General features: G+C 32.0%; 11 protein-coding genes. 5 read left to right on the plus strand and 6 right to left on the minus strand.

Annotated elements, in window-relative coordinates:
- Nucleotides 1-80 precede the first annotated feature (80 nt).
- The 4 genes from FBF21_RS00650 to cdtA all read right to left on the minus strand — a co-directional run bounded on the left by FBF21_RS00650 (nucleotide 81) and on the right by cdtA (nucleotide 4,115).
- Nucleotides 81-1,763 (minus strand): L-lactate permease, encoded by a 1,683-nt coding sequence (locus FBF21_RS00650; RefSeq protein WP_002869917.1) that lies wholly within the window; start codon nucleotides 1,761-1,763, stop codon nucleotides 81-83.
- A 171-nt stretch (nucleotides 1,764-1,934) separates the two neighbouring features.
- The gene (gene cdtC, locus FBF21_RS00655) at nucleotides 1,935-2,504 is read right to left on the minus strand and encodes a cytolethal distending toxin subunit Cj-CdtC (RefSeq protein WP_002851967.1); all 570 of its coding nucleotides are present in this window, start codon (nucleotides 2,502-2,504) and stop codon (nucleotides 1,935-1,937) included.
- Between the two features lie 10 nt (nucleotides 2,505-2,514).
- The gene (gene cdtB / locus FBF21_RS00660; RefSeq protein WP_002851847.1) at nucleotides 2,515-3,312 is read right to left on the minus strand and encodes a cytolethal distending toxin nuclease subunit Cj-CdtB; all 798 of its coding nucleotides are present in this window, start codon (nucleotides 3,310-3,312) and stop codon (nucleotides 2,515-2,517) included.
- On the minus strand, nucleotides 3,309-4,115 hold the full coding sequence (cdtA, locus tag FBF21_RS00665) for a cytolethal distending toxin subunit Cj-CdtA (RefSeq protein WP_002854626.1): 807 nt from the start codon (nucleotides 4,113-4,115) through the stop codon (nucleotides 3,309-3,311). The genes cdtB and cdtA overlap by 4 nt, the downstream gene beginning before the upstream one ends.
- 112 nt (nucleotides 4,116-4,227) lie before the next feature.
- Between cdtA and FBF21_RS00670 the strand changes: the two genes are divergently transcribed.
- Genes FBF21_RS00670 through cydB form a run of 3 tightly spaced genes read left to right on the plus strand, consistent with a single transcriptional unit; the run spans nucleotide 4,228 to nucleotide 7,148 of the window.
- On the plus strand, nucleotides 4,228-4,461 hold the full coding sequence (locus FBF21_RS00670; RefSeq protein ID WP_002851632.1) for a DUF4492 domain-containing protein: 234 nt from the start codon (nucleotides 4,228-4,230) through the stop codon (nucleotides 4,459-4,461).
- A complete protein-coding gene (locus FBF21_RS00675; RefSeq protein WP_002859765.1) occupies nucleotides 4,462-6,024 on the plus strand; it encodes a cytochrome ubiquinol oxidase subunit I in 1,563 nt (520 codons plus the stop codon).
- Nucleotides 6,024-7,148, plus strand: a complete 1,125-nt coding sequence (gene cydB, locus FBF21_RS00680; protein ID WP_002869916.1) for a cytochrome d ubiquinol oxidase subunit II — start codon at nucleotides 6,024-6,026, stop codon at nucleotides 7,146-7,148. The genes FBF21_RS00675 and cydB overlap by 1 nt, the downstream gene beginning before the upstream one ends.
- Before the next feature lie 193 nt (nucleotides 7,149-7,341).
- Here cydB and FBF21_RS00685 read toward each other — a convergent pair whose 3' ends face one another.
- Complete coding sequence (locus FBF21_RS00685) at nucleotides 7,342-8,037, minus strand: aspartate/glutamate racemase family protein (RefSeq protein WP_002851706.1); 696 nt, start codon at nucleotides 8,035-8,037, stop codon at nucleotides 7,342-7,344.
- Between the two features lie 115 nt (nucleotides 8,038-8,152).
- Nucleotides 8,153-8,848, minus strand: a complete 696-nt coding sequence (gene ung / locus FBF21_RS00690) for a uracil-DNA glycosylase (RefSeq protein WP_002859767.1) — start codon at nucleotides 8,846-8,848, stop codon at nucleotides 8,153-8,155.
- A 270-nt stretch (nucleotides 8,849-9,118) separates the two neighbouring features.
- On the opposite strand from ung, the gene aspA reads away from it, so the two are divergent.
- Nucleotides 9,119-10,525 (plus strand): aspartate ammonia-lyase, encoded by a 1,407-nt coding sequence (gene aspA, locus FBF21_RS00695; protein WP_002851742.1) that lies wholly within the window; start codon nucleotides 9,119-9,121, stop codon nucleotides 10,523-10,525.
- A 16-nt stretch (nucleotides 10,526-10,541) separates the two neighbouring features.
- The gene (locus tag FBF21_RS00700) at nucleotides 10,542-11,879 is read left to right on the plus strand and encodes an anaerobic C4-dicarboxylate transporter (protein WP_002859768.1); all 1,338 of its coding nucleotides are present in this window, start codon (nucleotides 10,542-10,544) and stop codon (nucleotides 11,877-11,879) included.
- Nucleotides 11,880-11,971 lie beyond the last annotated feature (92 nt).

The raw sequence follows: 11,971 nt of genomic DNA on the forward strand, positions 1-11,971 counted from the left end.
TAAAAATAAAAGCAAAGTAAAATTTCTAACAAATATTCTAAAAACGAATATTTGTTGAAATAAAACTTAAATTTTTTTAATTATTTCACTATAACTTCAGGGATGATTCCTTGTAAGAAAAAAGCTATAATGCAAGTCCAAATTCCTATTAAAATAATAAAAGCTACAGAATATTTTAATGTGAATTTGAAAAGATCAGATTCTTTTCCCACAAGTCCAACCGCTGCACAAGCTATAGCAATGCTTTGTGGACTGATCATCTTTCCAACAACCCCACCTACTGAATTAGCTGCTAAAAATAAAGCTTCGCTAATACCTAGTTTTTGAGCGCTTACTTGTTGCAAGGTTCCAAAAAGTAAATTAGCACTTGTATCAGAGCCTGTTAAAAATACCCCTATCCAGCCAATGATTGGTGAAAAGAAAGAAAAAGCATCACCTGTGTGTGCAAAAGCAAGTCCTAAAGTAGTGCTCATACCACTATTTTTAGAGATAAAAGCAAAGGCCACAACCAAACCTATGGTGATACAAGGTATAGCCATTTCTTTTAAGGTAACCCAAAAGCATTCTGCAGCATCTTCGGCTTTGATTTTTAAAATAGCTATAGTTAGAAAAGCGGCAAGTAAAATCGCTGTTCCTGCTTGAGCTACGGTTTTTCCATTGATTAAATCTACGCTCAAGGCCAAAGATAAAGGCTTAGCTTCTCCTATGCCTGTGATAGAAGGGCTTAAAATTCCAGCTGTGATATTGCTAAATTGTAAAGTAATACTTGTATAGCTTAAAATTCCGTCCTTATCAAAGAGAGCTTTAAACCAAGGTTGTGTCCAAATGATAATACAAACAATGAGTAAAATAAAAGGTGACCAAGCTTTTAAAATTTGATTAAAACTTAAGGTGTTATCTTGAGTGAAATTGCTTTCATTGTCAAATCTAAAAATATTTTTTGGTTTCCAAAATTTCAAAAATACAGTCGTAACTGCTAAAGAAACCACAGCTGAAATAATATCAGGTAATTCCGCTCCTAGGTGATTTGAGCTTAAAAATTGAGTAGTTGTAAAACTTAGCGCCGCAACTAAAATAGCTGGAAAAGTTTCTTTAATACCTTTAAATCCATCCATTAAAAAAACTATGAAAAAAGGTATAGTAAGGCTTAAAGGAACTAGCATTCTACCTACCATGGCAGAAACTGAATGCTGTTCTATGCCGACAAGATTTGCCATAGCAATAATAGGAATTCCCACCGCACCAAAAGCAACAGGAGCGGTATTTGCGATAAGACAAAGCCCTGCAGCTTGTAAAGGACGCAAGCCAAGTCCTACTAAAAGTGCAGCGGTTATAGCCACAGGGCCACCAAAACCTATAGCACCCTCTAAAAATGAACCAAAACAAAAACCTATTAAAATCACTTGAATTCTATGATCTGGAGTAATGCTCATCACGCTTTTTTTAATGATTTCAAAAGAACCTGACTTGATAGAAAGTTTGTAAAGAAAGATTGCCGCGATGATAATCCAAGCTATAGGCCACATACCATTTGTAAAGCCTTGAATAAAACTTGCACCCACTAAATTCCAAGGCATTTTATAGGCAAATAAAGCTACTAAAGTAGCAAGTATAACAGTTAAAAAACCTGCTTGATAGCCTTTAAGTTTTAAAACAACCAAACAAACTAAAAAACATAGTATAGGTAAAAATGCCACTAAAGCACTTAGCCAAATGTTTGAAAAAGGGTCATAAATTTGTTGCCATGTTAAAATTTGTTCCAATTTTTCCTCCTTGATAATTATTATGTATAAATTTATTGTAACAAAAAATTAAATTAAAATAAAAGAATTATAGAGTAAGGTAAATTACATTGTATTATTATTAATTATTTTGTGTATTTTAGTAATATCATAAATATTAAATAAATATAAAAATAGAACAAGATAAAAATCTTATTCTAAAGGGGTAGCAGCTGTTAAAGGTGGGGTTATAATCATTAGTTCATTTACTTCAGCAAAAAAAATAGGATCTAGGGTGCAAGGGGCTATTCCAAAGCGTTTTTGTATAGGAATATTTGGATTAAAAAAAGTTACTATACATTCATCAGATTCCAAAACTAAAGAACGAATTTGCACAGCTGAAGTTGTTGTTGGCATTATAGAAAATACAGTTTCTAATTTACCATCTTTTAGATCATCTTGACAAGATTTTGCTCCAAAGGTTCCATCTTCTAAGATGGCTAAACAAAGATCGCTTTCTTTTGGATTTGTAAATTGCACATAACCAAAAGGAAGTTCATCAGCTAATTTATCTTTTTGTTTTAACTCATCGCTTAAAACAATTTCTTTAATATTCCAATTTTGATCAATAGGATCTTTTGAGGTATCCCTAAAGGCGCTTAAAAAAATTCCCGTTTCTAAGCTTCTTATAGAAACCATTTCGGTAAAATCTTTCAAATCTCCAGTAGGAGTTGCAAAGGCTAAAGTTATAAACATAAAAAACAAAGTAATAATTTTTTTCATATTAAATGTCCTAAAATTTTCTAAAATTTACTGGAAAATGATCTGAAACTATATGAGATCTTAAACTTGCAAGCATTAAAATTGCAGCTAAAAGCGGTGGAGTATAGGTTTGTTGTCTATTTGAATTTCCTGTAATTGCATAATCAAGAGTCCCTCCGCTTGCTTGAGTTGCGCTAGTTGGAAAAACCACTCTAATTCTATTTGCTAATTCTCTATCCACTGTACTTGTTATAGTAGAAGGATCACGGTTAAAATCCCCTGCTATCATCCAGTTAACTTGAGGCATATTTGCAAAATGTGCATCTACAGCTGTGATAATTGCTCCTACATCTGTTCCTCCATTAGCTAAAGCATGGATATTGAAAAAAGCATCATTTCCATTGCGAATTCCTATAATGGGTCTTGAAACTGTAGTAGGTGGAGGTAAAACAATCACTTCTTCAGCTTGCATTCTTGAAACTATAGCTAAATTTACACGATTAGCTCCTACATCAACGCGAGAATAATAAATAAAAACCCTATCAGGCCTTGAAAGAGTTCCTAAATTCCACTCATATTCATCAATAGGTGTTCCACCTTGTTGCACATGGCGTCCTGTTGGAGTGGCTGTTCTTGGTAAAGTTCCTGCTTCTTGTATCATTAAGATATCTAAGGGGTTTGCTCCACTTACAAGTTGTCTTACGCTAACACTCCATTTGCTTTCTGTGGCTGCGGATGAGCCTTGCAAATTCCAAGTGCCAACATTAAAATTTTCTAAATTTGCAAAAGCAAGGTTAAAAGATAAAAATAAACATATAATTTTTTTCATCGTACCTCTCCTTGGCGATATAAAGGTTTTGCAGTAAAAGGCGGAGTAGTTAAAAACCATTGTTGATCAAAATTATCTTTTTTTGCACACTCTACGGTAAAAATTTTAAAAACCTTGTGAAAATCACCATAAAGATTTGTAATAGGTGCTTGTATGCATTTTCCATTTCCTAAATTTTTAATTTGAACCGCTGTATTGCTCATAGGGATAAGTTTCCACATTTGTGCGTGATTGCTTGCATCGCAAGGATAATGGACAATTCCATTACCATAAGCATTAAGACAAGTATTGGTTTTGGCATTTTTAATCATTGCAAAATCATTAGGATAAAGCAAAAGTTGCCAAACTCTAGCATCGCCAAATCCTTTACTATCGATTAAAGTATAGCCCCAAATCCAATTTCCTTGTGCTAAAGCCCAAACCGTTAAAGCTGCTCCGCTAGGGCCTAAAATGGTTAAAAAATCAGAAACCGCAGGGCGATTTTCAAAAATTAAAACATCATTAAAAGCTTCGTCTTTAAAGCGAGGATTGATCCCATTTACTGCATTATTGTTGGCACTATTGCTTGTTCTAGTTAAAGGTGGGGTAATAGGAGTAATAGGTACTAAATCAGCACCGCTAATTAAACTTGGAATTTCTTGATTGGTAGGAAAAGTAGGTTCAAGTCCTAGTTTTAAAGGATCAGTATCTTCAAATTCGCCAAATGAACGCCCCAAAGGATTTACATTTTCAAATTTAGAAGAACATGCATAAAGAAAAAAAGTCATAAAACAACATAAAATAAAAACTATAATTTTTTGCATTAAAAACCTTGATATGTATTTAAATTTTTAAGAAAATAATAACATAAATTTCATTATAATTTTCCGCTTTTTAAAAATGTTTTATTTTGTTGTTTTTAAAGGTAGAATTTACATGTATCTTAAACACTTATATTTTAGCATCTCTCAAATTTTTAATTTTTACAAAGAAGGTTTTAAAAATTTAACTCTTGGAAAGACCCTTTGGAAAATTATTTTTATCAAACTTTTTGTTATGTTTGTGATTTTAAAACTTTTTGTTTTTGATGTAAATTTTAATTCTATTTTTAAAAGCGACAAAGAAAAAAGCACTTTTGTACTCAAAAATCTTACACTCGAAGGAAAATAAATGAACGAACTTAGTAGCGTTGATTGGTCAAGAGCGCAGTTTGCTTTAACTGCACTTTATCATTTTTTGTTTGTGCCTTTAACCTTAGGCTTGTCTTTTATGATCGCTATCATGGAAACCATCTATGTAAAAACTAAAAATGAAAGATGGAAAAAAATCACCAAATTTTGGCTTTCATTATTTGCTATAAATTTTGCTATCGGTGTAGCTACAGGCATTATAATGGAATTTGAATTTGGAACAAACTGGGCAAATTATAGCTGGTTTGTGGGTGATATTTTTGGTGCACCTTTGGCGGTTGAAGGTATTATGGCATTTTTTTTAGAGGCTACTTTTTTTGCAGTTATGTTTTTTGGCTGGGATAAAGTAAGCAAGGGTTTTCACTTACTTTCAACTTGGTGTGTGGCTATAGGAAGTAATCTTTCTGCTTTTTGGATTTTAGTGGCAAATGGTTGGATGCAATATCCTGTAGGAATGAGCTTTAACCCTGACACAGCAAGAAATGAAATGCAAAGCTTTTTTGAAGTAGCACTTTCTCCTGTAGCTATTTCAAAATTTTTACATACCATAGGCAGTGGTTATGTGATTTCAGCTTTATTTGTAATGGGAATTTCAGCTTGGTTTATGTTAAAAGGACGCCATATTATCGAGGCTAAAAAAAGCTTAGTTGTAGGAGCTAGTTTTGGTTTGGTTTGTTCAATCTTTTTGTTTTTCAGCGGAGATGAAAGCGCTTACCGTGTAACTCAAACTCAACCTATGAAACTTGCAGCTATGGAAGGGGTTTATCAAGGTGAACATCGTGCAGGACTTGTACCTTTTGGAATTTTAAATCCTAAAAAAACCATAGATAATAACGAAAGTGTGTTTTTATTTGACATTACTATACCTTACGCTCTTTCTATATTAGGAAACCGTGATCCAAATTCTTTTGTTCCAGGAATTGAAGATTTGATCTATGGAAATGAAAGCAAAGGTATAGAACCTATGCAAAATCGTATCGATAGAGGAAAAATCGCTATACAAGCTCTAAAAGACTATAAACTTGCTAAAGAAAACAATGATACAATAGCTATGGCAAATCACAAATCCATTTTAGAAACTCATTTTAAAGATTTTGGTTACGGATATTTAGAAAAACCAAGCGATACTATTCCACCTGTGGCTTTAACTTTTTATAGCTTTCATATCATGGTTGCTTTAGGAAGTTTTTTCTTTTTACTTTTCATCGTTACGCTTTATCTTACCATGGCAAATGATATTGAGAAATTTAGAAAAGTACTTTGGGTGTGTTTGTTATCCATTCCATTGGGTTATATTGCCGCTGAAGCAGGTTGGATTGTTGCTGAAGTAGGCAGACAACCTTGGGCAATTCAAGACTTGCTTCCTGTACATATCGCAGCAACACAACTTGGAAAAGTCAATGTTCAAATTTCATTTTGGATTTTTGCAGTACTTTTTACAGCCTTATTGATTGCAGAAGTTAAAATCATGCTTACTCAGATTAAAAAAGGTTTTGACGCACATGCAGGACATACTCCACTTATGGGCAAAGGAGAAAAATAATGTTTTTTGGTTTAGAACTTGAAGGTTTGCAAATTTATTGGTGGTTGATTTTAAGTTTACTCGGCGGACTTTTGGTTTTTATGTTTTTTGTCCAAGGTGGACAGACTTTAATCGATGAGCTTAGCAAGGATGAGCTTGAAAAAACCATGCTAGTCAATTCTTTAGGGCGTAAATGGGAGCTTGGTTTTACAACTCTCGTACTTTTTGGCGGAGCAGCTTTTGCAGCTTTTCCACTTTTTTATAGTACAAGTTTTGGCGGAGCTTATTGGGCTTGGCTTTGTATTTTATTTTGTTTTATTTTACAAGCTGTGGCTTATGAGTATCGTAAAAAAGAAAATAATGTTTATGGCTCTAAAACCTATGAAATTTTTCTTAAAATCAATGGTTATTTAGGTGTATTTTTAATCGGAGTTGCAGTAAGTAGCTTTTTTAGCGGTTCTGAATTTATCTTAAATGAGCATAATTTTGTTTCTTGGCAAAATCCTTTGCACGGCTTAGAACTTTTACTTAATCCTTTTAATTATCTCTTAGGCTTAGCTTTAGTATTTTTAGCAAGGCTTTTAGGCGCAGCGTATTTTATAAACAATATCAATGATGAGAATATCAAAATAAGAGCTATGAAAAAACTTATGATCAATAGTATTTTATTTTTACCTTTTTTCTTAGGTTTTTTAGTGTGGATTTTCTTAAAAGATGGTTTTAGTGTAGATGCAAATGGAGTTGTAAGCATGAGTGCGAATTTATATTTATATAATTTCTTAAATCAAATGATTTTTGCTGTTTTGCTTGCTATCGGTGTGATTTTAGTGCTTTTAGGTATGTTTCAAGGAGCAAAAGGTTGCTCTAAAGCTATTTTTACCCTAGGACTTGGAACGGTTTTAACAGTTTTTGCTTTATTATCAAGCATTGGTTTAGGTCAAAGTGCTTTTTACCCATCTTTAAGTGATTTGCAAAGTTCTTTAACTTTAAAAAATGCAAGTTCAAGCTATTATACTCTAAGCGTCATGGCTTATGTGTCTTTACTTGTACCTTTTGTTTTAGCTTATATTATCTATGTTTGGAATGCAATGGATAAAGTAAAAATCACACGCGAAGAAATCGCAAACGATGATCACGCATATTAAGGAGAAAAAATGTTACATGCTTTGTTTTTATTGGCTTGGCCTTTGGTAATTTATCTGAGCTATAAATTTATAATGCTAAATATCAATCAATTAGAAAAAGATAGCAAACTATAAAGCAAGATAAGATTTAAACCGATATAAGTATAAATCTTTTCAAAATATTGCGATTTGCCCATTTTTGGGCATCTTTTAATCATAAATCTTTTAAAGCTTCATTAGCAGCATCAAGGGCGTGAATAAGGCTTGTGTCAAAAATTTTGATATTTGTATCATTTTTAGATATTAATAAACCAATTTCAGTGCAAGCTAAAAGCACTCCTTTTGCCCCTTTTTCTTGTAGTTTTTTTATAATATTTAAATATTTTTCTTTAGAATCTTGCTTGATTTCACCTTTGCAAAGCTCATTAAAAATGATATCATTAACGATTTTTATATCTTCATCACTAGGAGTAATAACGCTAATATTTTCTTCAATCAGCATTTTTTTATAAAAATCCTGCGTCATTGTGTATTTAGTACCCAATAAACCAATTTTTTGTATGTTTTCTTGTTTTAAAGCCTTAGCAGAACTTTTTGCAATATGTAAAATAGGGATATTTATATTTTGTTGAATTTCATCAAAAACCTTATGCATAGTATTAGTTGCAATTATTATAAAATTAGCCCCTGCAAGTTCTAATTTTTTAGCACATTGAGTCAAAATTTGTGCAGCTTCTTGCCATTTATCTTGGCTTTGTAAATTTTCTATTTCTTCAAAATTAACACTGTAAAGTAAAATTTTTGCAGAATTTAAAGATTTTAATTTATCATTTATAGCTTGATTTATTGTTTTATAATAAGTAATAGTGCTTTCAAAACTCATTCCGCCTATAATACCAATGGTTTTCATTTTTCTCCTTAAGAATTAATTTTTGAGTCGTTTTATTACAATATATTTCATAGAAATATGATTTATTTTTAAATAAATATATTTTAATATTTTTATTAAAGTTTAAAATAATTTTTTAAACTATTTTCCAATCTATAGGAATTTTACCAACTTTTTTTAAAAATTCATTAGCCTTTGAAAAATGCTTACAACCTAAAAATCCTGTTCTAGCTAAAGGGCTTGGGTGAGCTGCTTTTAAAATCAAATGCTTAGTATTATCAATCAAAATCTCCTTGTTTTTTGCGTAATTTCCCCAAAGCATAAAAACAAGCCCTGATTTTTCATTACTTAATTTATGTATTATAGCATCACTAAATTCTTGCCAACCCCACGAACTATGGCTAGCTGCTTTATTTGCTTCAACGCTAAGAATAGAATTTAAGAGCAAAACTCCTTGTTTTGCCCAAGAGCTTAAATCTCCGCTTTTTGCTGGAGTGATGTTTAAATCATTTTGCAATTCTTTAAAAATATTATTAAGACTTGGTGGGATTTTTACATTTTTTGGAACCGAAAAACTAAGCCCCATTGCTTGATTTGGTTGATGATAAGGATCTTGTCCTAGGATAATAATTTTAATTTCTTTTAAAGGACATAAATTAAAAGCATTAAAGATTAAATTTGCAGGCGGATAAATAACTATATTTTGATTAATCGCATTTAGGTATTGTTTTTTGATTTCTAGAAAATATTTTTTTTGAAATTCGTCTCTTAAAAATTCTTTCCAGTCATCATTTATTTTAATCTTATCTATGTTTATTGTAATTTCTTCCATATTATCCCTAATTATTTAAATTATTAAAAATTTTATTCTAACAAAAAAGCTTGCAAAAATATATTAATTTTTTTTGAAGTAAATAAAATTTTTTATATTAATAAAAATTAAATATAAAGACATAATAGGATATAAAAATACTTAATTTATTGTATTTGAAAGTAGTTTTCTTATTAACCAATTATTAACTAAAAATGCAATATCATTATTTTATGATTTAAATCAAAAATTTTTGATTTTAAATTAAAATACTTTTATGAAAGGTTCAAAATGGGAACAAGAAAAGAACATGATTTTATTGGGGAATTAGAAATCTCTGATGAGGTTTATTATGGAGTGCAAACTTTTAGAGCTGTTGAAAATTTTGATATTTCTCATGATAGATTAAAAGATTTTCCTCGCTTTGTTAGAGCTTTGGCTAGAGTAAAAAAAGCTGCAGCTATGGCAAATCATGAATTAGGTCTTTTGGATAAAAATATCCAAGATGCGATTATTAAAGCGTGCGATAAAATTTTAGAAGGTGGGTATTATGATCAATTTGTAGTAGATATGATCCAAGGAGGTGCTGGAACAAGTACAAATATGAATGCTAATGAAGTTATAGCGAACATAGGACTTGAACTTATGGGTCATAAAAAAGGTGAATACCAATATCTTCATCCAAATGATCATGTTAATTTAAGCCAAAGTACTAATGATGCTTATCCTACGGCTTTACACCTTGCCTTACATGATTATTTAAGTGATTTGGCAAAAGCTATGGAACATCTAAAAAAAGCTTATGAGAGAAAAGCTGAAGAATTTAAAGATGTTCTTAAAATGGGTAGAACCCAACTGCAAGATGCTGTACCTATGACTTTAGGTCGTGAATTTAAAACTTTTGCCGTAATGATAGGTGAAGATATACAAAGAGTATTAGAAGCTAGAAAATTGATTTTAGAGATCAATTTGGGTGGAACTGCTATTGGAACAGGAATTAATTCTCATCCTGATTATCCGAAGGTTGTAGAAAGAAAAATAAGAGAAGTGACAGGTTTTGAATATACTGTGGCTGAGGATTTAATCGAGGCGACTCAAGATACGGGAGCTTATGTACAAATTTCAGGTGTTTTAAAACGTGTTGCAACAAAACTTTCTAAAGTATGTAATGACTTAAGACTTTTAAGTAGTGGTCCAAAATGTGGTCTTAATGAGATTAATCTTCCAAAAATGCAACCAGGTAGTTCTATCATGCCAGGTAAGGTAAATCCTGTTATTCCTGAAGTAGTTAATCAAGTTTGTTATTTTGTTATTGGAGCAGATGTAACTGTAACTTTTGCTTGTGAGGGTGGACAATTACAACTTAATGTTTTTGAACCAGTTGTAGCATATAGCTTATTTAATTCTGTTGTAATGCTAGAAAAAGCAATGTATACTTTAGCTGATAAATGTATAGATGGTATTACCGCAAATGAAAAAATTTGTTCAGACTTTGTCTATAATTCAGTAGGTATAGTAACAGCTTTAAATCCTTATATTGGTTATGAAAATTCAGCTTCTATAGCTAAAGAGGCAATGAACACTGGAAAAAGAGTGGCTGATATTGCGCTTGAAAGAGGGCTTTTAAGTAAAGAACAAATTGATGAAATTTTAACTCCATCAAATATGCTAAACCCTCACATGGAAGCTAAAAAATAGCATTTTAGGATTTAATATGGATATAATGATAATTTTGCAAGTAATCGTCCTTCTTGGGGCGATTTTTATCGGTATTCGCCTAGGCGGTATTGCTATAGGTTATGCTGGAGGATTAGGTGTAGTTATATTAGGGCTTGTTTTAGGTATGAAACCTGGTAATATTCCTTGGGATGTTATTTTAATTATTGCCGCAGCTATTGCAGCAATTTCTGCTATGCAACAAGCAGGTGGACTTGATTACATGGTAAGGGTGACAGAAAAAATTTTAAGATCAAGTCCTAAATTTATAAATTATTTAGCTCCAGCTTGTGGGTGGTTGCTTACAATTTTAGCAGGAACAGGAAATGCAGTATTTTCTTTAATGCCTGTTGTAGTTGATGTTGCAAAATCTCAAAACATAAAACCTAGTGTTCCACTTTCATTAATGGTTGTTTCTTCGCAAATTGGAATCACTGCTTCTCCTGTAAGTGCAGCTGTGGTTTATATGAGCGGCGTTTTAGAGCCACTTGGATGGAATTATCCAACTTTAATTGGAATTTGGATTAGCACAACTTTTGTAGCTTGTATGCTTGCAGCTTTTATAGTGAGTTTAATCACTCCTATGGATTTGAGCAAGGATAGTGTTTATCAAGAACGATTAAAAGCAGGACTTGTAAAGGATGCAGGAGCTGTTTTGCATGGCGAAGATAAACCAGGTGCTAAACTTTCAGTGGTAATTTTCTTGATCACTGTTTTGGCAGTTGTACTTTATGCAACCGCAATTTCAAGTAATATTAAATGGATTGATCCTGTTGTGGTTCCAAGAGATGCAGCTATTATGAGCTTTTTGCTTACTGCAGCAACTTTGATCACTTGGCTTTGTAAAGTTGAACCAGGTAAAATTCTTGACACTAGTGTATTTAAAAGCGGTATGACTGCTTGTGTTTGTGTTTTTGGTGTAGCATGGCTTGGAAATACTTTTGTTGCAGGACACGAAGCTTCTATCAAAGAAGTAGCAGGCGACTGGGTTAAACAAACCCCTGCTATGTTAGCAGTTGCATTTTTCTTTGCAAGTATGCTTTTATATTCCCAAGCAGCAACCGCAAAGGCCATTGTACCTGTAATTATCACTGCTTTAGGAATTTCAGCAGCAAATCCGCATGATTCTTATATGCTTGTAGCTTGTTTTGCAGCAGTTTCGGCACTTTTTGTGCTTCCAACTTATCCAACCTTGCTTGGTGCAGTGCAAATGGATGATACAGGAACGACTAGAATTGGTAAATTTATATTTAATCACTCATTCTTTATACCAGGGGTTTTAGCTATTGCAATTGCTGTAGTATTAGGCTTTGTATTAGCTCCTATGCTTATTTAAATCAAACCCTAGGTTTTTCTCCTAGGGTTAAATTTTTTTCATTAGTTTTTAAGTATATACTACGTTATAATATTCATTTTCAATTTTCTTTA

Origin of the sequence: Campylobacter sp. CFSAN093238, assembly GCF_012898015.1 — a bacterium.
GTDB classification, from domain to species: Bacteria; Campylobacterota; Campylobacteria; order Campylobacterales; family Campylobacteraceae; genus Campylobacter_D; species Campylobacter_D jejuni.

Coding starts and splice junctions, on each gene's coding strand:
- aspA (WP_002851742.1), top strand. CDS start 9,119: ATGGGAACAAGAAAAGAACATGATTTTATTGGGGAATTAGAAATCTCT.
- FBF21_RS00700 (WP_002859768.1), top strand. CDS start 10,542: ATGGATATAATGATAATTTTGCAAGTAATCGTCCTTCTTGGGGCGATT.
- FBF21_RS00670 (WP_002851632.1), top strand. CDS start 4,228: ATGTATCTTAAACACTTATATTTTAGCATCTCTCAAATTTTTAATTTT.
- FBF21_RS00675 (WP_002859765.1), top strand. CDS start 4,462: ATGAACGAACTTAGTAGCGTTGATTGGTCAAGAGCGCAGTTTGCTTTA.
- cdtB (WP_002851847.1), bottom strand. CDS start 3,312: ATGAAAAAAATTATATGTTTATTTTTATCTTTTAACCTTGCTTTTGCA.
- cdtC (WP_002851967.1), bottom strand. CDS start 2,504: ATGAAAAAAATTATTACTTTGTTTTTTATGTTTATAACTTTAGCCTTT.
- cydB (WP_002869916.1), top strand. CDS start 6,024: ATGTTTTTTGGTTTAGAACTTGAAGGTTTGCAAATTTATTGGTGGTTG.
- cdtA (WP_002854626.1), bottom strand. CDS start 4,115: ATGCAAAAAATTATAGTTTTTATTTTATGTTGTTTTATGACTTTTTTT.
- ung (WP_002859767.1), bottom strand. CDS start 8,848: ATGGAAGAAATTACAATAAACATAGATAAGATTAAAATAAATGATGAC.
- FBF21_RS00685 (WP_002851706.1), bottom strand. CDS start 8,037: ATGAAAACCATTGGTATTATAGGCGGAATGAGTTTTGAAAGCACTATT.